This is a genomic window from Melaminivora sp., assembly GCF_032059615.1.
GTDB lineage: Bacteria > Pseudomonadota > Gammaproteobacteria > Burkholderiales > Burkholderiaceae_C > Melaminivora.
Window position 1 is genome coordinate 77065 of record NZ_DAMCAM010000001.1, and the last position, 24382, is coordinate 101446.

General features: G+C 72.0%; 22 protein-coding genes. 15 read left to right on the forward strand and 7 right to left on the reverse strand.

Annotated features, from left to right (window positions below):
- Positions 1–13: 13 nt before the first annotated feature.
- From RT051_RS00355 to RT051_RS00365, 3 genes are all read right to left on the reverse strand, one after another.
- The gene (locus tag RT051_RS00355; protein ID WP_313069743.1) at positions 14–1819 is read right to left on the reverse strand and encodes a peptidase M61; all 1806 of its coding nucleotides are present in this window, start codon (positions 1817–1819) and stop codon (positions 14–16) included.
- Between the two features lie 143 nt (positions 1820–1962).
- Positions 1963–2682, reverse strand: a complete 720-nt coding sequence (locus RT051_RS00360; protein WP_313069745.1) for a DsbC family protein — start codon at positions 2680–2682, stop codon at positions 1963–1965.
- Between the two features lie 45 nt (positions 2683–2727).
- A complete protein-coding gene (locus RT051_RS00365) occupies positions 2728–3867 on the reverse strand; it encodes an FAD-dependent monooxygenase (RefSeq protein ID WP_313069748.1) in 1140 nt (379 codons plus the stop codon).
- A gap of 100 nt (positions 3868–3967) precedes the next feature.
- On the opposite strand from RT051_RS00365, the gene ychF reads away from it, so the two are divergent.
- A complete protein-coding gene (gene ychF / locus RT051_RS00370; protein WP_313069750.1) occupies positions 3968–5062 on the forward strand; it encodes a redox-regulated ATPase YchF in 1095 nt (364 codons plus the stop codon).
- A 16-nt stretch (positions 5063–5078) separates the two neighbouring features.
- Here ychF and RT051_RS00375 read toward each other — a convergent pair whose 3' ends face one another.
- On the reverse strand, positions 5079–5852 hold the full coding sequence (locus RT051_RS00375) for an EAL domain-containing protein (RefSeq protein WP_409520511.1): 774 nt from the start codon (positions 5850–5852) through the stop codon (positions 5079–5081).
- 134 nt (positions 5853–5986) lie between these two features.
- Between RT051_RS00375 and rarD the strand changes: the two genes are divergently transcribed.
- Positions 5987–6856, forward strand: a complete 870-nt coding sequence (gene rarD / locus RT051_RS00380) for an EamA family transporter RarD (RefSeq protein WP_313069755.1) — start codon at positions 5987–5989, stop codon at positions 6854–6856.
- A 12-nt stretch (positions 6857–6868) separates the two neighbouring features.
- On the opposite strand, the gene RT051_RS00385 is transcribed toward rarD, so the two are convergent.
- Positions 6869–7408: a YqaA family protein gene (locus RT051_RS00385; protein ID WP_313069880.1), complete on the reverse strand. Its 540-nt coding sequence runs from the start codon at positions 7406–7408 to the stop codon at positions 6869–6871.
- Between the two features lie 136 nt (positions 7409–7544).
- Here RT051_RS00385 and RT051_RS00390 point away from each other — a divergent pair, with 136 nt between their 5' ends.
- The 6 genes from RT051_RS00390 to RT051_RS00415 all read left to right on the forward strand — a co-directional run bounded on the left by RT051_RS00390 (position 7545) and on the right by RT051_RS00415 (position 14233).
- Positions 7545–8309, forward strand: coding sequence for a M15 family metallopeptidase (locus RT051_RS00390; protein WP_313069758.1), 765 nt, complete (start codon positions 7545–7547; stop codon positions 8307–8309).
- Positions 8310–8416: 107 nt separating this feature from the next.
- Complete coding sequence (locus RT051_RS00395; RefSeq protein WP_313069760.1) at positions 8417–9244, forward strand: cytochrome c; 828 nt, start codon at positions 8417–8419, stop codon at positions 9242–9244.
- A 96-nt stretch (positions 9245–9340) separates the two neighbouring features.
- The gene (gene dusB / locus RT051_RS00400; RefSeq protein ID WP_313069763.1) at positions 9341–10378 is read left to right on the forward strand and encodes a tRNA dihydrouridine synthase DusB; all 1038 of its coding nucleotides are present in this window, start codon (positions 9341–9343) and stop codon (positions 10376–10378) included.
- Entirely contained in the window at positions 10375–10650 is a 276-nt protein-coding gene (locus tag RT051_RS00405) for a Fis family transcriptional regulator (RefSeq protein ID WP_313069766.1), read from the forward strand. Before dusB ends, RT051_RS00405 begins: the two co-directional genes overlap by 4 nt.
- A gap of 102 nt (positions 10651–10752) precedes the next feature.
- The gene (gene purH / locus RT051_RS00410; RefSeq protein WP_313069768.1) at positions 10753–12354 is read left to right on the forward strand and encodes a bifunctional phosphoribosylaminoimidazolecarboxamide formyltransferase/IMP cyclohydrolase; all 1602 of its coding nucleotides are present in this window, start codon (positions 10753–10755) and stop codon (positions 12352–12354) included.
- Positions 12355–12415: 61 nt separating this feature from the next.
- Positions 12416–14233, forward strand: coding sequence for a sensor domain-containing phosphodiesterase (locus RT051_RS00415; RefSeq protein WP_313069771.1), 1818 nt, complete (start codon positions 12416–12418; stop codon positions 14231–14233).
- Positions 14234–14295: 62 nt separating this feature from the next.
- On the opposite strand, the gene hemL is transcribed toward RT051_RS00415, so the two are convergent.
- Positions 14296–15627 (reverse strand): glutamate-1-semialdehyde 2,1-aminomutase, encoded by a 1332-nt coding sequence (gene hemL / locus RT051_RS00420; protein ID WP_313069773.1) that lies wholly within the window; start codon positions 15625–15627, stop codon positions 14296–14298.
- A complete protein-coding gene (locus RT051_RS00425; RefSeq protein WP_313069776.1) occupies positions 15611–16576 on the reverse strand; it encodes a hydroxymethylpyrimidine/phosphomethylpyrimidine kinase in 966 nt (321 codons plus the stop codon). Before RT051_RS00425 ends, hemL begins: the two co-directional genes overlap by 17 nt.
- Positions 16577–16695: 119 nt before the next feature.
- Between RT051_RS00425 and RT051_RS00430 the strand changes: the two genes are divergently transcribed.
- From RT051_RS00430 to RT051_RS00460, 7 genes are read left to right on the forward strand one after another with little or no spacing between them, the layout of a single operon-like run.
- Positions 16696–16848, forward strand: coding sequence for a rubredoxin (locus RT051_RS00430; protein ID WP_409520512.1), 153 nt, complete (start codon positions 16696–16698; stop codon positions 16846–16848).
- A 14-nt stretch (positions 16849–16862) separates the two neighbouring features.
- Positions 16863–17261: a response regulator gene (locus tag RT051_RS00435; protein WP_313069781.1), complete on the forward strand. Its 399-nt coding sequence runs from the start codon at positions 16863–16865 to the stop codon at positions 17259–17261.
- A 34-nt stretch (positions 17262–17295) separates the two neighbouring features.
- Complete coding sequence (locus tag RT051_RS00440) at positions 17296–21777, forward strand: response regulator (protein WP_313069784.1); 4482 nt, start codon at positions 17296–17298, stop codon at positions 21775–21777.
- A 10-nt stretch (positions 21778–21787) separates the two neighbouring features.
- Complete coding sequence (locus RT051_RS00445) at positions 21788–22408, forward strand: YqgE/AlgH family protein (RefSeq protein ID WP_313069787.1); 621 nt, start codon at positions 21788–21790, stop codon at positions 22406–22408.
- Entirely contained in the window at positions 22405–22821 is a 417-nt protein-coding gene (gene ruvX / locus RT051_RS00450; protein ID WP_313069790.1) for a Holliday junction resolvase RuvX, read from the forward strand. The genes RT051_RS00445 and ruvX overlap by 4 nt, the downstream gene beginning before the upstream one ends.
- A gap of 2 nt (positions 22822–22823) precedes the next feature.
- Positions 22824–23351 carry a bifunctional pyr operon transcriptional regulator/uracil phosphoribosyltransferase PyrR gene (gene pyrR / locus RT051_RS00455; protein ID WP_313069792.1) on the forward strand — a complete coding sequence of 176 codons (528 nt, stop codon included), beginning with the start codon at positions 22824–22826 and terminating at the stop codon, positions 23349–23351.
- Positions 23352–23356: 5 nt separating this feature from the next.
- Positions 23357–24319: an aspartate carbamoyltransferase catalytic subunit gene (locus tag RT051_RS00460; RefSeq protein WP_313069794.1), complete on the forward strand. Its 963-nt coding sequence runs from the start codon at positions 23357–23359 to the stop codon at positions 24317–24319.
- Positions 24320–24382: the final 63 nt, after the last annotated feature.

Here is a 24382-nt window from a genome sequence, read left to right on the forward strand (position 1 = left end):
CCGAAGCGGGCAACTATACCGCCCGGTCGGAAGTGTCCGGCGCCGCGGCCGGGCCGAGCCAGCGTGCCGCCAGCGCGGCATCCTCGACCTCCAGGCGCACCGCATCGGTGCCCGCGCCGCTGCCGGGCAGGGCCAGGGGCAGGCGCAGCAGGCGCCGGTCGCGCGCGACCAGGGCCGTGACCTGCTCGTCCGCGCCGGCGTAGAGCGGCACATCGTCGAGCTGCAGCACGCGCCAGGCGCCGCCCTCGGGGGTTTCGATTGCCAGCCACTCGTCCCCGGCGGCAAAGCCCGCCTGCTCGGCCGCGCCGCCGCCAAGCACCACCTTGACCTGCACGCCCGCCGCGCCCTCGGCCACGCGCAGACCCAGCCGCTGGGCCAGCGGCGCGGGCTGGGCGCGGCAGGCGATGCCGTGCGCGGCCAGCAGTTCGGCAAGCGGCAGCTCGTCCGTGCCGTGCACCCAGGCGGCCAGCTCGGCCGCCCAGTCGCGCCCGGACAGGGCCTGCAGCTCGGCCAGCAGATCGGCCTCGGTCATGGGCCCGCCGCCGGTGCGCCGCCACAGCGCACGCAGCACGTCGTCCAGCGTGGCGCGGCCGTGTTGGCGCAGGGCCAGGTCCAGGCACAGGGCGACCAGCGCCCCCTTGCTGTAGTAGCTGACCGTGCTGTTGGGCGTGTTCTCGTCCGGGCGGTAGAACTTGACCCAGGCGTCAAAGCTCGCCTCGGCCACGGACTGCACGCGCCGGCCCGGCGTCTGCAGCACCTGGTTGATGGTTTTGGTCAGCACGCGCAGGTAGCTGCCGTGGTCGAGCAGGCCGGCGCGGCGCAGCAGCAGGTCGTCGTAGTAGCTGGTGAAGCCCTCGAAGAACCACAGCAGCTGCGTGTAGTTCTCGCGCGCGTAGTCGTAGCGCGCAAACTCCGCCGGGCGCAGGCGCTTGACGCACCAGGCGTGAAAATATTCGTGCGAGAACAGCCCCAGCAGGTTCTGGTAGGACTCGGCCGGTTGCGCCTCGCCCTGGCGCGGCAGGTCGCGCCGGTTGCACAGCAGGGCGGTGGAGTTGCGATGCTCTAGTCCGCCATAGCCCTCGTGCAGCACGTTCAGCAGGAAGACGTAGCGCTTGAACGGCGGCGCCTCGCCCTGTGCATGCCACAGGCCCGCCACCGTCTCGCACAGCCGCTGCACGTCGCGCAGCAGGCGCTGGCCGTCGAACGAGGGCGCGGCGCCCGCCACCACCAGGCGGTGGGGCACGCCGGCGGCGCTGAAATCGGCGCTCCAGAATTCGCCTATCTCCACGGGGCAGTCCACCAGCTCGTCGTAGTCGCGCGCCCGGTAGCTGCCAAAACCGGCCTCGTCCGTCCGCTCGGCCGCCAGGCCCGTGGCCAGCTGCCAGCGGGGCCGCGCGGCCGGGCGCAGAATGTCGATCGCGTGGGGCGCTCCCTCCTGGCCATGCACGCACAGGCACAGGCTGGTGCCGTTGAAGAAGCCGCGCACCCCATCCAGCCAGGCGGTGCGTACCGAAGTGTCGCAGGCGGCGGCCTCGTACTCCACGGTGAGCGCGCGCGCCGGGTCGCAGGCGGCGCGCCAGCGGTGCTTGTCCAGCTGCTGCAGCGCCACCGGGCGCCCATCCTGGCGGGCGCGCAGCGCCTGCAGGTTCTTGGAGAACTCGCGCACCAGGTAGCTGCCCGGAATCCACACCGGCAGCGACAGCTCCTGCTGCGCGGCCGGCTGGGCAACGGTCAGGGTGATGCGGTACAGGCGCTGGTGCAGCGCCGACGGGTCGACGCGGTAGTGCACGGCGGGCGGGGGCAGGGCGCAGGGGGGCATGGGCCGCTCACTCCAAACGAGGATTAGCTATTATAAAAATAGCTGCAAGCCCTTGCAGGGCAAGGGCTGGAGGTGTATTTCGCCAGAATTTTTGGGAGGGTCCCGGCGGCTCCCGGCAGCTCCTGGCCCGGGCGCCCCGGGGCTCACTGGGCCGCAGCGGCCTCGTTCAGGCGCTTGTCCACGTCCTGGGCCGCGATCGCGCCGGGCACGCGCGTGCCGTCCGGGAAGATCAGCGTGGGCGTGCCGGTGATCTTGTGCTTGCGCCCGAACGCCAGGTTGCGCTGCAGCGCGGCCGTGTCGCAGCTGGCGGCGACGGGCATCTTGTCGCGCAGCATCCAGTCCTCCCAGGCGGCGCCGCGGTCCTTGGCGCACCAGATGTTGCGCGACTTCTCGGCCGAGTCGGGGCTCAGGATGGGGTAGAGAAAGACATACATGGTCACGTTGTCCACGTTCTGCATGTCTTTTTCGAAGCGCTTGCAGTAGCCGCAGTTGGGGTCCTCGAACACCGCCAGCTTGCGCTCGCCCTTGCCGCGCACGAGGGTGAAGGCGTCCTGCAGCGGCAGGGCCTTGAAGTCCACGGCGGTCAGCTTGGTGATGCGGTCCTCGGTCAGGTTGCGGCGCGCACGCGTGTCGATCAGCTCCCCCTGGATCAGGTAGTTGCCCGTGGCGTCGGTGTAGAACAGGTCGGTGCCGATGCGCACCTCGTACAGCCCCTTCATGGGCGTGGAGCGCACCTCGTCGATCTGCGACAGCTGCGGGATGCGCTCGGCCAGCGTCTTGCGGATGGCGGCGTCCTGGGCCAGGGCGCCGGTGGCGGTCAAGGCCAGCGTTGCCGCGGCGAGCAGGGTGGGGAGGAGTTTCATGGTGTGTGCAGTCGGGTCGTGTCCATCGGTCGGGTGGGCTTTCTTTCAGGCGCGGCGCGCACTGTCCAGGCCCATGGCGCGGCGCGCCACCCAGGTCTTGAGCGGGCCGCTGCGCGCGAAGCTGCTCATGCCCCAGTTGCGCAGCGCGGCAAACGCCGTCTCTTGCCGGGCAAAGAGTTGCTGCAGCCCGTCCATGACCAGGCCCGCCGGCAGCAACTCGGCCTTGCGCTCGCGCTCGTAGCGGCGCAGCGGGCGCAGGTCCGACAGCGGCCGCCAGCCCTGGCGCGTGCGCAGCACCCGCGCCAGCGCCTGGGCGTCGCCCAGGCCCAGGTTCAGGCCCTGGCCGGCCAGCGGGTGCACGTTGTGGGCGGCGTCGCCCGCCAGCACCCAGGTGCCCGGGCCGTCCGGCATGCGGCCGCACCAGTGGCGCGCGCGTGCCTGCTGCAGCGGCCAGCTGGCGCGCGGCCCGCTCATGCGCAACTGCCCGAGCGCGCCCCGGCTGGCCTCGATCAGCGCGAGGGTGAAACTGTCTTCGTCGGCATCGAGCCAGTGCGGGGCCTGTTCATGCGGGACAGACCAGACCACGGCCACCGAGTTCCCGCCGGGGCCGTCCAGCGGCAGAAAGGCCAGGATGGAGCCGTCGGGCGCAAACCACTGGCGCGCCACCTGGCGGTGCGGCAGCTCGCAGACCAGCCGCGTGGCCACCGCCGTCTGGCCGTAGGGCGTGACGTCGAATTCGGCGCCGAACAGCGCCCGGGTGCGGCTGGCGCGGCCCTCGCAGACCACCGTCAGCGGCGCGGGCACGGGGGCGTCCACCACCTCGACCAGCGGCTGAAAGCGCACCGCGTCGTGCAGGCGCGCCTCGAGCGCGGGCACATCGACGATCCAGGCCAGGGCCTCGCCCCCCTGCTCGGCGGCGTCGAACTGCACCGCGCCCTCCTGGTCGGCCGCCACCTCCATGCGCAGCACGGCGGTGGCGTGCTGCTCGTCGGGCCAGCCGCGCACGGACTGCAGCAGCGCGCGCGAGGCGGCGTTGAGGGCGTAGGCCCGCACGTCGGGCGCGCCGCCGCCCTGGGCCGGGGGCGCCACCAGCGCCACGCGCAGACGCTCGCGCGCCAGGAGAAGGGCCAGGGCACGGCCCACCACGCCCGCGCCACGGATGCAAATGTCGAATGTCTGCGCCATGGCGGGCATTGTAGGAGCGGGCCGCAGAGCGCCTGGAGGCGGGGGCGGCGCGCCGACCTAGAATCGCGCGTTTGTCCTTCCAGTACCCGAAAGCCCTGTCATGAGCCTGAAATGCGGCATCGTGGGCCTGCCCAACGTCGGCAAGTCCACCCTCTTCAACGCCCTCACCAAGGCTGGTATCGCCGCCGAAAACTACCCTTTCTGCACCATCGAGCCCAACACCGGCGTGGTCGAGGTGCCCGACCCGCGCCTGGCCCAGCTCGCGGACATCGTCAAGCCCGAGCGCATGGTGCCGGCCATCGTCGAGTTCGTGGACATCGCCGGCCTGGTCGCGGGCGCCAGCCAGGGCGAAGGCCTGGGCAACCAGTTCCTCGCGCACATCCGCGAGACGGACGCCATTGTCAACGTGGTGCGCTGTTTCGAGGACGAGAACGTGGTCCACGTCGCCGGCCGGGTCGATCCGATCGCCGACATCGAGGTCATCCAGACCGAGCTGTGCCTGGCCGATCTGGCCACCGTCGAAAAAGCCCTGAACCGCTACAGCAAGGCCGCCAAGAGCGGCAACGACAAGGAGGCGGCCAAGCTGGTGCAGCTGCTCACCCCCATCCAGGCCGCGCTCGATGAGGGCAAGCCGGCGCGCACGGTGGAGGTCTCGAAAGAGGACGCGCCGCTCTTGAAGCAGTTCTGCCTGATCACCGCCAAGCCGGCCATGTTCGTCGGCAACGTGGCCGAGGACGGTTTCGAGAACAACCCGCTGCTGGACAAGCTGAAAAGTTACGCCGCGGCGCAAGGAGCCCCCGTGGTGGCCATCTGCGCCAAGATCGAAGCCGAGATGGCCGAGATGGAGGACGAGGACCGCGCCATGTTCCTGGCCGAGATGGGCCTGGAGGAGCCCGGCCTGAACCGCCTGATCCGCGCCGGCTACGACCTGCTTGGCCTGCAGACCTACTTCACCGCCGGGGTCAAGGAAGTGCGCGCCTGGACGGTTCGCAAGGGCGACACTGCCCCGCAGGCCGCCGGCGTCATCCACGGCGACTTCGAGCGCGGCTTCATCCGCGCGCAGACCATCGCGTTCGACGACTTCCTGCAGTTCAAGGGCGAGCAGGGCGCCAAGGACGCGGGCAAGATGCGCGCCGAGGGCAAGGACTACGTGGTCAAGGATGGCGACGTGATGAACTTCCTGTTCAACGTCTGACACCGCCCGGCTGCCGTCACAGCGGCAGCCCGTCCGTCCCCGTCACCGCCCGGAACGCCGGGCGCGCGAAGAAATAGCCCTGCATCAGCGCCACGCCCTCGTGGCTGAAGAAGTCGCGCTCACCAGCGGTCTCGATGCCCTCGGCGATGACGGTGATGCCCAGCTCCTGGCACATGCGCAGCAGGTGGCGCGTGATCACTTGGCGCGAGCGGCTGGCATCCACGTTGCGCACCAGCGCCATGTCCAGCTTGACGATGTCGGGCTGGAAGTCCGCCAGCAGCGTCAGCCCGGCGTAGCCCGCGCCAAAGTCGTCGATGGCGGTGAGGAGGCCCGTGCGCTGGTACTCGCGCAGGATGCTGGCCAGCCAGGGGCCGTCCTCGACCCGATCCCCCTCGGTCACCTCGAAGATGATGCGCTCGAGGGGAAAGTCGTGCCGCCGCGCCGCGGCCAGCGTGGTGCGCAGGCACAACTCCGGCTGATAGACGGCGTTGGGCAGGAAGTTGATCGACAGCCGGGTTTCCATGCCCAGCACCGCCGCCGTCTCGATGGCCTTGACGCGGCAGGCCTGGTCGAAGCGGTAGCGGTTGTCCTCATTGACCTGCTCCAGCACCCAGCCCGCGCCCTGGCCTTCCACGCCGCGCACCAGCGCCTCGTGCGCCCAGACGCTGCGCGCCTGCGTGTCCACGATGGCCTGGTAGGCGAAGTCGAAGGAGAAGGTGAGTTTTTGTGATGAGGAGCAGCCCGGGCACCCCGAGGGCGGGTCGAGCGGCAGGATGTCGATGAAGTCCATGGCGAACTGCCCCGGGGCCGGGGCGGGCAAGTGGAGGAGCGAAGGGCATTATCCAGGGCCGGGCGCAGGGGCGGGTGCTGCGCGCACAATCGACGCCCTCCCGCCTGGCCCCTGCGCCCCGACACTCCTTTCCCATGCATCCCGGCATCGCCTACGCCACCGCCGCCTACACCGCCTGGGGCCTGTTCCCGCTGTACTTTCGCCAGCTCGCGCAGGTCTCGGCGCTGGAGGTGATCGCCCACCGCACGCTGTGGTCGCTGGTCTTCGTCGCCCTGGTGCTGTTCGTGCGCCGGCAGTGGGCGTGGCTGGCGCCGCTGCTGCGCCAGCCGCGGCTGGTGGCTGTTTCGGCGCTGTCGGCGCTGCTGCTGTCGGCCAACTGGCTGATCTACGTCTGGGCGGTGAACAACGGCCATGTGCTCGACGCCAGCCTGGGCTACTTCATCCTGCCGCTCATCAACGTGGCCCTGGGCTATGCCGTGCTGGGCGAGCGCCCGCGCCGCGGGCAGTGGGCGGCCGTGGTGCTGGCCGCGTGCGGCGTGCTGTGGCTGGCGCTGCAGGCCGGACGCATGCCCTGGATCGGGCTGGCGATCGCGCTGACCTTCGGCGGCTACGGCCTGCTGCGCAAGACGGCGCCGCTGGGCGCGCTCGAAGGCTTGGCGCTGGAGACGGTGCTGCTGGCCCCGCTGGCGCTGGGCCTGCTCGCCTGGTGGGCCGCGCGGGGCACGGCAGCGTGGACGCACGCCGGCGCCGCCGACTGGCTGTGGCTGCTGGCGGCCGGGCCCATCACCGCCGTGCCGCTGCTCCTGTTTGCCGCCGGCGCACGCCGCGTGCCGCTGGCGACGCTGGGGCTGCTGCAATACATCTCGCCCAGCCTGCAATTCCTCCTCGGGGTGGGGCTGCTGGGCGAGTCGGTGCAGCCGGCGCGGCTGGCCGGCTTTGCGCTGATCTGGTCGGCGCTCGTACTGTTCACGCTGGAGGGCCTGTGGCAGCGGCGCCCGGCGTGAACAGGCGCTGGGTCAGCCGTGCAGCCAGCCCGTCCAGCCGGCGGGCACCAGGTGCAGCAGCGTGGCCGTCATGACCAGGTAGCGGAAGAACTTGCCCACCGCCATGTAGGCCAGGCAGGGCCAGAAGGGCAGGCGCAGCCAGCCCGCGATGGCGCACAGCGGGTCGCCCACCACCGGCAGCCAGCTCAGCAGGCAGGCGCGTGCGCCCCATTGACGCAGCCAGATGCGCACCAGACGCTCGTTGCGCGACAGGGTCCGGGGCCGCCGGGCCGCGGGCCTGTCGCCTGCAGTCCCCTCGCGCGTCAGCTCGCGCGCCGCACGCCAGGCCTTGTGCGCGCCCAGGCCCATCCACCAGCTCACGGCGCCGCCCAGCGTGTTGCCGGCGGTGGCCGCCAGCACGGCCGGCCAGAACAGCTCGGGATTGAGCTTGACCAGCCCGAACACCGCCGGCTCCGAGCCCAGCGGCAGCAGCGTGGCCGAGACGAAGGCGACCAGGAACACCGTGCTCAACCCGAATTGCGGCAGGGCAAGGGTGTGCAGCAGCTGTTGCATCCAGGCTTCCATGGGGCGGCGAGTGTAGGTGGCGGTCGGTGGCGCGGCGTTCCATTCTTGCGCGTCGCGGGCCGCCTCCGGTATCGTCGCCGCTCCATGGCCGCGTAGGAGAGCAGCGACGATGCACAGGCAAGACATGAATCACCCCGCGCACCGCGGCAGGGGCGCCCGGCTGGCCGGCGGCGCCGCTGCGCTGGCGCTGGCAGCGGCCCTGGGCGGCTGCGCGCAACCGGGCCCGGGCAGGGCAGGTGGCGCAGCGCCGGACCTGGTGCCGCTGGCCAGCGTCGCCCCCGGCGTGCTGCAGGACATGCGCTACCGCGGCTCGCGCAACTTCCTCGGCCGCCCGGTGGCCGGCTACGAGGACGCGCAGTGCTGGCTCACGCGCCCGGCGGCCGAGGCGCTGGCCGGGGTGCAGCGCGAGGCCGAGACGCTGGGCCTGCGCGTGAAGGTGTTCGACTGCTATCGGCCGCAGCGCGCAGTCGATGACTTCGTGCGCTGGGGCCGCGACCTGCAGGACCAGAAGACCCGCGCCGAGTACTACCCGCGCGTGCCCAAGCAGGAGCTGTTCCAGCGTGGCTACATCGCCGAGCGCTCGGGCCACAGCCGCGCCAGCACCGTGGACCTGACGCTGGTGGTGGTCGATGGTCTGCGCGCGCGCAAGGTGCTGGCCGGGCCGCTGGCGGATGGCGAGGAGGCCGACATGGGCACGCCCTTCGATCTCTTCGATCCGCTCTCGCACACCGACAGCCCCGAGCCCGCCCCCGACGTGCGGCAGAACCGCCAGTGGCTGCGCGCACTGATGCAGCGCCACGGCTGGCGCAACCTGCCCGAGGAGTGGTGGCACTACACCCTGGAGCGCGAGCCCTACCCGGATCGTTTCTTCGACGTGCCGCTGCGCTGAGTTGCCGGGGTTTCAGGAGTGAAAAAGCCCCTGGGACGAGAGCTGGCAAGGGCAGGTTGCTATCAAAAATATTGTTTGAATACGCCCCCGTGGGCAGGAAGGGTCTTATGTCGGGCAGGTTCTTTCCCGGGCTGCGCTGCATGGCCGCGGCGCTGCTGGCCCTGTGGCTGCCGTTGCAGGCGGCCACGCTGCAGCTCGAGGGCGCGAGCGGGCACACGCAGCTCGACGGCGCGGCGCTTGCCGCCCATCCGCAGGCGCGCGACATCGACATACCCGCAGACGTGGCCTATGGCCGAGCCATGCGCTACCGCGCCGTACCGCTGGCCGTGGTGCTCGCCGGCCTGGGCCTTGCGCCTGGCGACACGCTGGAGGTCGTGGCCAGCGACGGATTCACCGCCCAGCTGCCGGGTGCCCTGGTGCTGCGCGCGGCGCATGGCGGGGCGGGCGAGCCCTGGCTGGCCATCGAGCCCGAGCAGGCGCCCTGGCCACTTCTGCCCGGCAAGCAGCACACGGCCGGGCCGTTTTACCTTGTCTGGCCGCAGGCGCAGGGGGTGGCCAGCGAGCAGTGGCCCTACGCCATCGGGCGCCTGGCGGTGCGCGAGGCGCCCGAGCGCCGCTGGCCGCAGATCACCGTGGCGCCGTCCCTGCCGGCCAATCACCCGGCGCGGCGCGGCCAGGCGGTGTTCGTCACCCAGTGCCTGGTGTGCCACGCCATGAACGGCGGGGGCGGGGCCACCATGGGGCCGGACCTGAACCGCCCGCTGAACCCGGTGGAGTATTTCCAGCCCGACGCGCTGCGCCGCCTGATCCGCGATCCCCGCAGCGTGCGCGCCTGGCCGGGCCAGGCCATGCCGGGCTTCGGCGCGCAGCAGATCAGCGAGGCGCAGCTGGACGACCTGCTGGCCTACCTGGCCCACATGGCGCGCCGGCGCTGACGGGCCGGGCGCGGCCGCCCGGCTGCTGAAAAATTGGGCAGTACAATCGCGCTCCCCCGCGCCGTCCCCATCCCCCTCGAGTATTCCTGCCGCGCCATGTCCGCCCTGCGCATCGGCTCCCATGCCCTGCCCAACCGCCTGTTCGTCGCCCCCATGGCCGGGGTGACCGACCGGCCGTTCCGGCGCCTGTGCAAGCAGCTGGGCGCGGGCTACGCGGTCAGCGAGATGGTGAGCGCGCGCCGCGACCTGTGGGACAGCCTCAAGACCAGCCGGCGCACCAATCACGAGGGTGAGCCCGGCCCGATCGCCGTGCAGATCGCCGGCGTGGACGCGGCCATGATGGCCGACGCCGCCCTCTACAACATCGACCGCGGCGCCCAGATCATCGACATCAACATGGGCTGCCCGGCCAAGAAGGTCTGCAACAAGTGGGCCGGCTCGGCCCTCATGCAGAACGAGCCCCTGGCGGTGGAGATCGCCGAGGCCGTGGTCGCCGCCTGCGCGCCGCGCGGCGTGCCGGTGACGCTCAAGATGCGCACCGGCTGGTGCGACAGCCACAAAAACGCCGTGCAGCTGGCGCGCCGCTTCGAGGCGGCGGGCATCCAGATGCTCACGGTGCACGGGCGCACGCGCGAGCAGGGCTACCGCGGCCAAGCCGAGTACGAGACCATCGCCGCCGTCAAGGACGCGGTGCGCGTGCCCGTGGTGGCCAATGGCGACATCGACAGCCCGCACAAGGCCCGCGCCGTGCTCGCTGCCACCGGCGCCGACGCGCTCATGGTGGGCCGCGCGGCGCAGGGCCGGCCGTGGATCTTCCGCGAGATCGGCCACTTCCTGGCCACGGGCGAGCAGCTGGCGCCGCCGCTGGTGGCCGAGGTGCGCCGCCTGCTGCTCGAACACCTGCAGGACCACTACCGCCTGCACGGCGAAGCCAGCGGCGTGCGCAGCGCGCGCAAGCACATCGGCTGGTACGTGCGCGCGCTGCCCGGCGGCGAGGCGCTGCGCCAGCACATCAACACGCTCGACGACTGCCAGGCCCAGTGGCAGGCCGTGGCGCATTACTTCGACATGCTGGGCGCGCGCATGGACCGGCTGCCCGCCGGCTGCGCCGCCAGCGAACCCCTTGCCGCATGAGTACCGACCGCCCCAGCAACGACGTGGACAGCCCGGCCGCCAACGGCGCCAGCCTGGAGCAGTGCGTGCGTGAGAGCCTGCAGGGCTACTTCCGCGACCTCGGGGGCGAGGCGCCCGATGGGGTCTACGACATGGTCGTGCGCCTGGTCGAGCGGCCCCTGCTGGAGGTGGTCATGAGCCACGCCCAGCAGAACCAGTCGCGCGCCGCGCAGTGGCTGGGCCTGAACCGCAACACGCTGCGCAAGAAGCTGGCCCAGCACCAGCTGCTGTGATGGGCACGGCTGTGCCATCGCTCCGTTTTTGGTAGCTGAAAGCCAAGGCCAGGCAACGGGAAACGCCGTTTTCATTCAAAATTTCATTCTTCGAGGGAACCCATGAACGCATTGATCTCCGTCTCCGACAAGACCGGCATCGTCGAGTTTGCGCGCGCGCTGCACGCCATGGGCGTGCGCCTGCTGTCGACCGGCGGCACGGCGCAGCTGCTGGCGCGCGAGGGCCTGCCCGTGACCGAGGTGGCCGAGCTGACGCAGTTTCCCGAGATGCTGGACGGCCGGGTCAAGACGCTGCACCCCAAGGTGCACGGCGGCCTGCTGGCGCGCCGCGACGTGCCGGCGCACATGGCGGCGCTGGCCGAGCACGGCATCGACACCATCGACCTGCTGGTGGTCAACCTGTACCCGTTCGAGTCCACCGTGGCCAAGGCCGGCTGCACGCTGCAGGAGGCCATCGAGAACATCGACATCGGCGGCCCGGCCATGGTGCGAAGCGCCGCCAAGAACTGGAAGGACGTCGCCGTACTCACGGCCGCCTCGCAGTACCCGGCGGTGCTGGCCGAGTTGAAGGACGGCGGCCGCCTGAGCGACCGGCTGCGCTTCTCGCTGGCGGTGGCCGCCTTCAACCGCATCGCCCAGTACGACGGCGCCATCAGCGACTACCTGTCCTCCATCGATTTCGAGGACGGGCGCCCGGCGGACGACTACGTGCCCGTGCGCCACCTGTTCCCGGGCCAGAGCAACGGCATCTTCACCAAGGTGCAGGACCTGCGCTATGGCGAAAACAGCCACCAGCAGGCCGCGCTCTACGCCGACCTGCAGCCCGCGCCCGGCTCCATCGTCACCGGCGAGCAGCTGCAGGGCAAGGAGCTGTCCTACAACAACATCGCCGACGCCGACGCCGCCTGGGAGTGCGTCAAAAGCTTCAAGCTGCCGGCCTGCGTCATCGTCAAGCACGCCAACCCCTGCGGCGTGGCCGTGGGCACCAACGCCCTGGAGTCCTACACCAAGGCCTTCCAGACCGACCCGACCAGCGCCTTCGGCGGCATCATCGCGCTCAACCGCGTGGTCGACGGCCCGGCCGCGCAGGCCATCGCCAAACAGTTCGTCGAGGTACTGATGGCGCCCGACTTCACGCCCGAGGCGCTTGAGGTCTTCCAGGCCAAGGCCAACGTGCGCCTGATCAAGATCGCGCTGCCGCCCGTGGGCGGGCTCACCCCCTGGAGCCAGGGCCGCAACGCCATGCACGTGCAGCGCGTGGGCTCGGGCCTGCTGATGCAGACGGCCGACAACCACGAGCTGCAACTGCCCGACGTGCGCGTCGTCACCGCCCGCCAGCCCACGCAGGAGGAGGTGCAGGACCTGCTGTTCGCCTGGAAGGTGGCCAAGTACGTGAAGAGCAACGCCATCGTCTTCTGCAAGGGCGGCATGACCATGGGCGTGGGCGCGGGCCAGATGAGCCGGCTCGACTCGGCCCGCATCGCCAGCATCAAGGCCCAGGCCGCGGGGCTGTCCCTGGCCGGCACGGCCGTGGCCAGCGACGCCTTCTTCCCTTTCCGCGACGGCCTGGACGTGGTGGTGGATGCCGGCGCCACCTCCATCATCCAGCCGGGCGGCTCGATGCGCGACCAGGAGGTCATCGACGCGGCCAACGAGCGCGGCGTGGCCATGGTGTTCACGGGGGTGCGGCACTTCCGGCACTGAAGCGGCCAGCGTCCGCCCGCCCGTCCCCCGCCTGACCACCGCCTGCAGCAGACCGATGACCATGGCCCCCCTGCGATCCTCGCCCCCGCTGTCGAACGAGGAGGATGAACACGAGCAGCAGCGACTGTTCTTCCTGCGCTCGACCGGCCTGCTGGACTCCACCGCGAGCGAGGCCTTCGACCGCATCACGCGGCTGGCCAGCAGTTTCTTCCAGGTGCCCATCAGCCTGGTCTCACTGGTTGACGAGCAGCGCCAGTGGTTCAAGTCGGGCGTCGGGCTGAGCGTGCGCGAGACGCCGCGCGAGGTGTCGTTTTGCGCGCATGCCGTGCGTGCCCGGGCACCCCTGGTGGTGCCCGATGCGCAGTTGGATGCGCGCTTTGCCGACAACCCCCTGGTGACCGGTGCGCCGGGCATACGCTTCTACGCCGGCGCGCCGCTGGCGCTGCCCGGCGGCCACGTGCTGGGCAGCCTGTGCGTGATCGACACCCGGCCGCGCACCTTCAGCGCCGCCGAGCTGCGGCTGCTGCAGGACCTGGCGGCGCTGGTGATGAGCCAGATCGATCTCCACCAGCTGGCCGGGCGCGTCCATGAGGTGACGCGCCTGCCCAACCGGTCGCAGCTCGCCGAGGACCTGCGCGCGGCCTGCGCCACGGCCGGGGGCGGCGCCTGCGTGCTGATGCTGGTCGACCTGATGGGCAGCGAGACCATGCACTCGGCCATCCGGGCCATCGGCAACGAGCCGCTGGAGGAGGCGCTGCGCACCATCGCCACGCAGCTGGTGGGGCTGGTGCCGCCGTATGCCGGGCTGTACCAGGTGGGCGAGAGCCGCTTTGCGGTGCTGATGCCGCCCCAGGGCCCCCTGGACGCGTCGGAGGCGGTTCCCGCAGCGATCCTGGCGCGGCTGGCCCAGCCTTTCTGGATCAACGGCCTGCCGGTGCAGCTGGAGGTGAGCACCGGGCTGGTGCGGTTCGCCCTCACGCCCGAGGAGGCGTCCGACGCGCTGCGCCGCGCCACCGCGGCGCTGCACCAGGCACGCGACGCGCAGGTGCCGCTGGCCTGGTACGACACGGCATGCGACGCGCCGCACCGGCGTGCCTACACGCTGCTGCGCAGCATTCCGGCGAGCCTGGCGCAGGGCGAGTTTCGTCTGGTCTACCAGCCCAAGATGAACCTGCACACGGGACGCTACACCGGGGTCGAGGCGCTGGCGCGCTGGCGCAGCCCGGTCCACGGCGATGTCTCCCCGGGCGAGTTCGTCGCCTTGATCGAGACCACCACGCTCATCCACGACTTCACCGAATGGATCCTGCACAAGGCGCTGGAGCAGCTGGCGGCATGGCGCGCGCAAGGGGTGCAGGTGACCATGGCGGTCAACGTCTCGTCGCAGAACCTGCAGCATCCGCGCTTCCTGCAGGCGCTGCGCAACGCCTGCGCGCTGTACGACGTGGCGCCGCAGGAGCTGCACATCGAATGCACGGAAAGCGACGTGATCGCGGGCACGCGCACCGGCGCGGCGCTGGAGGCCGTGCGCGCCATGGGCATCGGCATTTCGCTGGACGATTTCGGCACCGGCTACAGCAACCTGGCGTGCCTGCACACGCTGCCGGTGCATCTGCTGAAACTCGACCAGTCGCTCATCAAGCCCGTCGCCACCGACGAGCGCGCGCTGGCGCTGGTGCGCTCACTCATCCAGATGGGCCATACGCTGGGCTACCGCCTGCTGGCCGAGGGCGTGGAGACCGCCGAGGTGCTCGACATCCTGCGCCGCGAAGGCTGCGACGCCGCGCAGGGCTATTACCTGTCGCGCCCGCTGGAGGCGCAGGCCGTGCCGGCCTTCCTGCTCGGCGCGCAGGCGCTGCACCCCGCCGCCGACGCCTGAGCGGGCGGGGCCCTTTTTTATGTGAAAAACGGCTCCAGCCCTTGTCAGTCAACCGCTTGAAGCTATTGTTTTGATAGTTCGATGAATACTTCCCGTGCCGCCGCCACGGTGGCCGCGATGTCCTCGTCGGTATGCGCGCTGCTCACGAATCCGGCCTCGTACAGCGCCGGTGCCACATACACGCCGCGCTCGAGCAGGCCGTGGAACAGCCGGTTGAAGCGCGCCCCGTCGGTCGTCAGCACCTGGGGGTAGTTGCGCGGCAGCTGCGGCATCAGGAAGAAGCCGAACATGCCGCCCTCGCAGTCGGTGGCAAAAGGCACGCCGGCTGCGTGCGCGGCGCCCTCCAGGCTCTGCATGAGAGTGCGCGTGCGCGCGGCCAGGCGGTCGTAGAAGCCCGGCTGCGAGACCTGCTGCAGCGTCGCCAGGCCGCAGGCCGTGGCCACGGGGTTGCCCGAGAGCGTGCCGGCCTGGTAGACAGGGCCGAGCGGCGCGAGCTGCTCCATGAGGGCGCGCGGGCCGCCGAAGGCCGCCAGCGGCATGCCGCCGCCGATCACCTTGCCCAGCACCGTCAGGTCGGGCTTGAACCCCGGGATCTGCTGTGCGTACAGGCTCTGCGCGCCGCCCAGGGCAACGCGAAAACCCGTCATGACCTCGTCCAGGATCAGCAGGGCGCCGCTGTGCGTGCACAGCTCGCGCGCGCGCTGCATGAAGGCCGTGCTGGCGCGCACGAAGTTCATGTTGCCGGCAATCGGCTCCATGATCACGCAGGCGACTTCGCTGCCGTGCAGCGCAAAGGCCTCTTCCAGCTGCGCCACGTCGTTGTACTCCAGCACCAGGGTGTGCTGCACCACTTCGGGGGGCACGCCGGCGCTGGTGGCATGGCCGAACGTCGCCAGGCCCGAGCCGGCCTTGACCAGCAGCGAGTCCGCATGGCCGTGGTAGCAGCCGTTGAACTTGATGATCTTCGGCCGCCCGGTGGCGCCGCGCGCCAGGCGGATGGCGCTCATGCCAGCTTCGGTGCCCGAGCTGACCAGGCGCACCATCTCCATCGACGGCACATGGCGCACGATCTGCTCGGCCAGCTCCACCTCGCGCTCGGTGGGCGCGCCGAAGGAAAAGCCCTCCAGCGCGGCCTTTTGCACCGCCTCCACCACGGCGGGGTGGCCGTGACCCAGGATCATCGGGCCCCAGGAGCCGATGTAGTCGATGTAGCGCTGGCCGTTGGCGTCCCACAGGTGGGCGCCGTGTGCGCGCTCGATGAAGCGGGGCGTGCCGCCCACGGCGCGAAACGCCCGCACGGGCGAGTTCACGCCGCCCGGGATCAGGGCCTGCGCGCGCTCGAAGAGCTGCTGGTTGCGGTCGGTGGTGGCGGTGGGTTCAGTGCTTGGTGTCATGGGGTGGCATCTCAAAGCCCGTGGCGTCCAGGGGGTCGGCCGCGGGCGTGTCGTCATCGTCCTGGGGGTCCTCGTCTTCCGGCTGGGCCCAGAACATGCGGTCGGGCAGGGCCTGGCCCATGCCCGGGCGAAAACCTGCCGCCAGGCAGCCGTCCAGGTAGCTCAGCGCCTCGGCCATGGCCTCGGGCAGGTCGCAGCCGGTGGCGATCAGCGCGGCCAGCGCCGCGCTCAGGGTGTCGCCGGCACCGGTGAAGGCGGCCTCGATGCGTTCGAAGCGGCCGCTGGCCAGCACCGTCTGCGCCGAGGTCAGCACGTTGTCGAGGTGCTGCCCGCCCGGCAGCGGCACGCCGGTCACCAGCAGGTAGGGCACGCCCAGCTCGTCGGCCGCCACGGCCAGCTCGCGCGGCGTGGGGCTGCGCCCGGCCGCCCAGTCGGGCAGCAGCCAGCGCGCCAGCAGGCCGTGGTTGCCCACGAGCACCGAGGTCTGCGGCAGCAGCAGTTCGCCAAAGGCGTCCAGGTACTGGTCGATCAGGTCGTCGCGCCACCACGACAGGTCGGGCATGTAGGCGATCACCGGCACGTCGGCATAGTCGGCGGCGATGCCGGCGATGACGCCCAGCGTCTCGGGGTTGCCCACGAAGCCGACCTTGATGGCATGCACCGGCATATCCTCCAGCACGGCGCGCGCCTGGTCGGCCACGGCCTCGCTGTCGAGGTCGTGGTGGTCGAAGACCTCGGCACTGTCGCGCGCATAGGCGCCGCAGGTCACGGCCAGCGGGTGGGCGCCCACCGAGGCGATGGTCAGGATGTCGGCCACCAGGCCGCCGGCGCCGCTGGCGTCGCCGGCGTTGAAGGTCAGCACGCAGGCCGGGCCCGCCGCAGCGTCGTCCTGCGCATCGGCGGACGGGAGGAGGGTGGGGTCGGGGGCGTGGGGTGGATCGGTGGGCATGCGGCTGGCTGGGCCCACGGGCCCGGCGCAGCCGGGCGCGGCGCAGGCCGAAAAAGGGGTCCGTACAATCGACCGATTCTATTGGAAGGCCCTTTGCAGTGACCGAACCCAAAACCTGGATGTGCGTGGTGTGCGGCTGGATCTATGACGAGGCCGCGGGCGACCCGGGGCACGGCATCGCCGCCGGCACCCGCTGGCAGGATGTGCCCGAAGACTGGTGCTGCCCCGAGTGCGGGGCCGGCAAGCAGGACTTCGAGATGGTCGAGTTCTGACGCAGGCGGGCACGGTGGCAACCGACACGCCGGTACGCGTGCTGGTGGCGGACGACAGCCCCACCATCCGGCGCAGCGCGGAGATCTTCCTCACCCAGGCCGGCCACGAGGTGCTGCTGGCCGGCGACGGCTTCGAGGCCCTGGCGCTGGCCGCCGACCACGCGCCGCAGATCGTCTTCTGCGACATCCAGATGCCCCGGCTCGACGGCTACCAGGCCTGCGCCATCCTCAAGCGCAACGCCCGTTTCGCCGCCATCCCCGTGGTCATGCTCTCCTCGCGCGACGGCCTGTTCGACCGGGCGCGGGCGCGTCTGGCGGGCGCGGCCGACCACCTGGGCAAGCCCTTCACCCGCGAGCAGCTGCTGCAGGCCGTGCGCCGCCTCGTGCACGCCGCGGGCGACCCGGCCGCGTGACCCGTCGCGCGCCGGCAGCCAGGGAGCAACCCCCATGACAGGCACGCAAGACCACCCCGCGCACCCCGCCGCCGACGACGCCCCGGCAGCGGGTGACCTCGGCCCGCTCGCCTGGGCGCACGCCAGCCTGCGCGAGGCGCTGCAGGCCGCAGCCGACGGGCTGCAGCGCTTTGCCGACGGCGGGCGCGGCGCTGCCGGCGCCGCACCTCTGGGGCAGGCGCTGCGCCAGCTGCAGCAGGCGCGCGGCGTGCTGGACATGGTGGACATGGCGCCCGCGGCCCGGTTCGCCGCGGCGCTGGAGGGCGCGGTGCAGCACCTGCAAGACCTGGCCGCACAGGGCATGCCAGAGGCGCGGGAGCACGCCGCGGCGCTGGTTCAGGGCGCTTCGGCGCTGCTCGATCATCTCGACCAGGTGCTGGCCGGCAGCGCCATCTCGCCCGTTGCCCTGTTCCCGCACTACCGGCTGGCGCGCCAGCTCGCCGGGGGCGCCGCCGCGCACCCGGCCGACCTGTGGAGCGGCGCGCAGCCGACGACGCCGCCGCTGCCCGCCAGCGCCGAGCCGCTGGCCTATGGCCGCGAGCCCCGCGCGCGGCTGGACAGCGCCGTGCTGCGCCTCGTCAAGGAGGGCCGGCCAGAGGTCGCGGCCGAGTTGCGGGCGCTGTGCCTGGGCTTTGCCGCGGCGCGGCAAGAGCCTGAGGTGCGCAGCTTCTGGCAGATCTGCGCGGGTTTTTTCGATGCGCTGGCGCAGGGCGCGCTGGCGCTGGACGTCTATGCCCGCCGCGCCGCGCCGCGGGTGCTGCTGCAGTACGCCGCGCTGGCGCAAGGTGGTACAAAGGTCAACGACAAGCTGGTGCAGGAGCTGCTGTTCTTCTGCGCCCAGGCCGGCCCGGTCGAGCCCGGCCAGGCGCCCGCCCTGGCTGCCGTGCGCCAGGCCCATGCCCTGCGCCAGCACACCGCAGTGGACTATGAACGGCCCAGCCTGGAGCTGCCTGACCAGGCCGCCGCCGGGCAGGCGCGCGCCCAGCTGGCCGCCGCTGCCGAAGCCTGGGCCGTCACCGTGGCCGGGCAGGGCGGGGCCGTGCAGGGCCTGGCCGACCGGCTCGACCATGCCGCTCCGCTGCTGGCGCGGGTGCTGCCCGGCAACGGGGCGCTGGTGCAGGCCGTCGTGCGTGTCGTGCAAGGCGCCGTTGCCCTGGGCGCACCGCCCGGCGCAGCGCTTGCCCTGGAGGTGGCGACGGCGCTGCTGTACCTGCAGGCCCTGCTCGACGAGCCCGTCGCCCTGGCCTCCGATGAGGAGGCCGCGCGCGCGCGGTCGCTGGCGCAGCGCCTGGATGCCGTGGCCGCCGGTGGCGAGCCAGCGCCGGCAGGTGCCTGGCTGCAGGCGCTGCAGCGCGGCCCGGGCGAGTACCGCGGCATGGACGCCGTGCTGGACGCCCTGCGCGGCACGCTGGCGCAAGTGCAGGCGGGTGTGGAGCAGTACCTGGCCAAACCTGCGGCGCCCGAGGCCCTGGCGCAGGCAGCGCTGCAGCTGCGCCAGGCGCAGGGCGTGCTGACGCTGCTGGAGCTGGAGTCCGCGGGCCGGGCCGTGGAGCACATGGCCACGCTGATCGCCCGCCTGCAGGCGGGCGCGGCCGAGCCCGGGCGCAGCGCCGCACTGGACGGGCTGGGGCGCAACCTCGCGGCGCTGGATGCGCTGTTTGACATGCTGGGCTACCAGCCCGCCCTGGCGCGCAGGCTGTTCGTTTATGACGCAGGGCGCGCAGAACTGCGCCGGCAGGAGGTGGAGCCCCCCGAGGCGGATGCGCCCCCGCCCACACCGGCACCGCCACTCCCGCCCCCCGGCGCCCCCGATGCCGATGCCGGCGCTGAAACCGAAACCGATGCGGCAGAGCCCCTGCCGCAACCCAGCCCCGATGAGGCGGTCAAGGTCATCGGCGCGCTGCGTGTCCCCCTGCCGCTCTACAACGACTTTCTGAACCAGGCCGACGAGTGGTCGCGCCAGTTGCTGGTGGTGCTGCAGGAATGGGCGCTGGAGCTGCACTGCCCGCTGCCTGCGCAGGCACGGGAGCTGGCCGAGGTGCTGGCCGAGGGCGCCGCTGCCGTGGGTTTCGAGGCCCTCGCGCAGCTGGCAGCGCTGCTGGCGCGCGCCCTGCAGCTTCGGCAGGGGTGCGCGGGCACGCCGGCGCAGGCGCAGGTGCTGGATACCGCCGCGCAGGACCTGCGGCGGCTGCTGCACCAGTTCGCCGCCGGCTTTCTCAAGCCGCCCCAGCCGCGCGTGCTGGCGCAGCTGCAGGCCCTGGTCGCCGAGGGCGCCACGCCTGGCCAGGAGGCACCGGACCCCGAGCTGCTTGCCATCTTCGAGGACGAGGCGCTGGACCTGCTGCCCCGCCTGGGTGCGGCGCTGCGCCAGTGGCAGGCCAGCCCCGGCGAACTGCAGCCGCGCGCCGAGGCGCTGCGGGTGCTGCACACGCTCAAGGGCAGCGCCCGGCTGGCCGGCGCGCAGGAACTGGGCCTGCTTGCGCACGAGCTGGAATCTGAAGCCGGGCAACTGGCGCAGGACGCACGGCCGCAGGACATCGACCGGCTGCTGGCGGGGCTGGATGCGCTGCAGGCCGCGTTCGACGCGCTGCGCGCCGAGTGCGGCACCCAGCCCGCCGTGCCGCAACCAGAGTCCAGGCCCGAGCCGATCGCGCCTGCCACTCCGGCCGTTCCAGAAGAATCCCTGGCTGTAGCGCCTGAAGCCCTGCAGGCCTCCGAGGCGCGGACCTCCGCGCCCGGCGAAGATGCCGCCGAGCGGGCCGCCCCTCCGGCCCCGCCCTCGGTGCGGGTGCGCGCCCACGTGCTGGACCGGCTGGTGCAGCAGGCAGGCGAGGTGCTGGCCACGCGCACGCGGCTGCAGGAGCGCCTGACGCAGATGCGCGGGGCGGTGGAAGACCTGGCGCAAATCGGGGAGCGCCCATCGCCAGACGCCCACGCCGCACTGGCCGACGCACGCGAGGCCCTGCAGCAGGCGCTGCAGGCGGCCGAGGACGACCTGGCCCTGCAGGGCCGGCAGGCGCGCGAGCTGCAGCGCGGCCTGCTGCGTGCGCGCAGGGTGGAGTTCGACTCTGTTGCCGAGCGTCTGCACGCCCTGGTCCGCCAGGTGGCGCGCGAGGCCGGCCGGCAGGCGCAACTGACCATCAGCGGCGGCGACGTGCCCTGGGACCGGGCCCTGCTCGAACGCATGGTGCCGGTGCTCGAACACCTGCTGCGCAATTGCGTGGTGCACGGCATCGAGGCGCCCCAGGCCCGCACCGCGGCCGGCAAGTCCGCGCAGGGGCGCATCGGCATCGAGCTGCAGCAGGACGACCACGCCCTGCAGCTGCGGGTGCAGGACGACGGCGCCGGGCTGGACGAGGAGGCCCTGCGCGCGCGCGCCATCGCCCAGGGCCTGATCGAATCGGACGCCGAGCCGGGCCCCGAGGGGCTGGCGGAGCTGGTCTGCACGCCTGGCCTGTCCACCAGCGCGGAGGTCACCGGCCTGTCGGGCCGGGGCATCGGCATGGACGTGGTGCGCGCCGAGCTGCGCGCCTTGGGCGGGCGCCTGGCCATCCGCTCGCAGCGCGGGCAGGGCACGACGTTCGAGCTGGAGCTGCCCCTGGCCGGCTCGCAGGCCTGCCAGGTGCTGCTGCTGCGCGCCGGTGCCCAGACCTTTGGCGTGCCCGCGGCCCTGGTGGCCGCCGTGCGCCGCTGCAGCCGCGCCGAGCTCGAGCAGGCCTATGCCGGCCACGGCGTCGTGCACGAAGGCCGGGCGTTGCCGCTGTACTGGGCCGGCGCACTGCTGCAGTCCAGCCCGCGCAGCAGCGAGCCTGCGGGCCGGGCGCTGCCGGTGCTGGTGCTGCGCCGCGGCGCGCAGCGCATCGCCCTGCATGTGGACGAGGTGCTGGGCACGCAGGACGCGGCCCTGGGCAGTCTGGGTCCGCAGCTGTCGCGCCTGCCCGGTCTGGTGGGCCTGGCGGCGCTGGCCAGCGGCGAGCCGGCGCTGATCTACGACCCGCTGGCATTGGCAACCGAGGACCCGCCGCCACCAGGAGCGGCGGCCCCTGCCGCAGCGCCGGCCTGCGCCCCGGCGGAGGCAGCGCAGCCGGCGCCGCTGCTGCTGGTGGTGGACGACTCGGACACGGCGCGCCGCGCCGCCGCGCGGCTGCTCGAGCGCGCCGGCTACCGCGTGGCGCTGGCCGCCAGCGGCCGCGAGGCGCTGCAGCGCCTGCACGAAGAGCCTGCCGCCGTGGTGCTCACGGACCTGGAAATGCCCGACATGGACGGCTTCGGGCTGCTCGGCGCCCTGCGTTTGGACCCGGCGCTGCAGGCCGTGCCCGTGCTCATGGTCAGTTCGCGCACGGCGCCCGAGCACCGCGAGCGGGCGCTGGCGCTCGGCGCGCAGCACTACCTGGCCAAGCCCTACCACGAGGACGAGCTGCTGGCCCTGGTGCGGCAATGCCTGCGGCGGGCCATGGCGGTACGGGACAAGCCCTAAAATCCGGCCCATGTCCGACCACAGCGCCCCCATGAACCTGACGCACCACTTCCTGATCGCCATGCCCGGCCTGGAAGACGCGTCCTCGTTTTTCTCGCGCAGCGTGGTCTATCTGTGCGAACACAGCGAGCGCGGCGCGCTGGGCCTGGTCATCAACAAGCCCATGGGCATCAAGCTCGGCGGCCTGCTGGAGAAGGTGGACCTGACGCTGGGCCGCCAGGACCTGAGTGAGGCCCCGGTGTTCCACGGCGGGCCGCTGCAGACCGAGCGCGGCTTCGTGCTGCACGACGCCATGAAGCCCGCGCACGTGGGCGGCGTCGAAGGCGAGGGCGAGGCCTCGCCCTACGCCTCGACCATGAGCATCGCCGGCGGCCTGGAGATGACCACCTCCAAGGACGTGCTCGAAGCGCTGTCGCACGGCGCCGGCCCGCGCCGCGTGCTGGTCACGCTGGGCTATGCCTCCTGGGCCGAGGGCCAGCTCGAATCCGAGCTGGCCGAGAACAGCTGGCTGACCGTCGAGGCCGACCCCCAGGTCATCTTCGACGCGCCGGTGCGCGAGCGCTACGACCGGGCGCTGGCCCTGCTGGGCCTGCAGTCCTGGACGCTCTCGCCCGAAGCGGGGCGCGCATGAGCGGCGGCGCACCGGCCGCCCCTGCCGCGCACCTGCAGACCTTTCTGGCTTTCGATTTCGGCACCAAGCGCACGGGCGTGGCCACCGGCACGCGCCTGCTGGGCACGGCCTCGCCGCAGCCGACCATCCGCGCCGAAGGGGCGGGCGCGCGCTTCGACCAGGTGGCCGAGCGCATCCGCGAGTGGCAGCCCGACGCCCTGGTGGTGGGCGTGCCGCGCCACCCCGACGGCGCCGCGCACGAGATGACCGAGCGCGCGCTCCGATTCGCGCGCCAGCTGCGCGGGCGCTTCGGCCTGCCCGTCTTCGAGGTGGACGAGCGCTACAGCAGCGTCGAGGCCGAGATGGACGGCGCGCACGACACCGACGCGGGCGCCGCCTGCATCATCCTGGAACAGTTTCTGAGGAGTCTCTGACCATGAGCGTCCCCCCCACCGGCCGCGAGGCCCCCGGCCGCCTGCTGCTCGACGCCGAGGCGCTGTACGCCGAGCTCTTGCGCGGCGTGCGCGGGCTGCTGTTGCCCGATACGCGCCTGGCCGGTATCGCCTCGGGCGGCGCCTGGCTGGCCGAGCGGCTGCAGCGCGACCTGGGGCTGCCGGGCAGCGCCGGGGTGCTGTCCTCCACCCTGCACCGCGACGATTTCGCCCGGCGCGGGCTGGCCGCGGGCACGCAGACCCAGCTGCCGTTCGATGCCAACGGCGCCGACCTGCTGGTGCTCGACGACGTGCTCTACACCGGCCGCACGGTGCGCGCCGTGCTCAATGAGCTGTTCGACTACGGCCGCCCGGCGCGCGTACGCCTGGCCGTGCTGGTGGACCGCGGCGGGCGCGAGCTGCCCATCGCCGCCGAGTTCGCCGCCGCCCGCGTGAGCCTGCCAGCCAGTCAGTCGCTGGCCCTGGCGCGCACCGACGCGGGGGGCTTTCACTTCGACATCAAGGAGGCCTGAAGGCCGTGCTCTACAAGCGCAACCCCCAGCTCAACAAGAACGGCGAGCTGATCCACCTGCTGTCCATCGAGGGCCTGCCCCGCGCCATCCTGACGCACATCCTGGACACCGCCGCCAACTTCGTCAGCGTCAACGACCGCGAGGTCAAGAAGGTGCCGCTCTTGCGCGGCAAGAGCGTGTTCAACCTGTTCTTCGAGAACAGCACGCGCACGCGCACCACCTTCGAGATCGCCGCCAAGCGCCTGTCGGCCGACGTGTTCAACCTGGACATCGCGCGCAGCTCCACCGCCAAGGGCGAGACGCTGCTGGACACCATCGACAACCTCTCGGCCATGGCGGCCGACCTGTTCGTGGTGCGCCACAGCGAGTCGGGCGCGCCCTACCTGATCGCCCAGCACGTGGCGCCGCACGTGCACGTGGTAAACGCCGGCGACGGCCGGCACTCGCACCCCACGCAGGGGCTGCTGGACATGTACACCATCCGGCACTACAAGCGCGATTTCTCCAACCTGACGGTGGCCATCGTCGGCGACGTGCTGCACTCGCGCGTGGCGCGCTCGGACATCCACGCGCTCACCACGCTCGGCTGCGCCGAGGTGCGCGTGGTGGGGCCGCGCACGCTGGTGCCGTCCGACCTGTCGCACATGGGCGTGCAGGTGTTCCACAACCTCGAAGACGGCATTCGCGGCTGCGACGTGGTCATCTGCCTGCGCCTGCAGAACGAGCGCATGAGCGGCGCGCTGCTGCCCTCGAGCCAGGAGTATTTCAAGAGCTTTGGCCTGACGCCCGAGAAGCTGCGCCTGGCCAGCCCCGACGCCATCGTCATGCACCCCGGGCCCATCAACCGGGGCGTGGAGATCGCCTCGGCCGTGGTGGACGGGCCGCAGGCCGTGATCCTGCCGCAGGTCACCTTCGGCATCGCGGTGCGCATGGCCGTCATGTCCATCGTCGCGGGCAACGACGCCTGACCCTGATTTTCATAGCAGCAAGCCAAGGCTGGACAAGGGCTTGCTGCCGATTTGGCTTGAAAC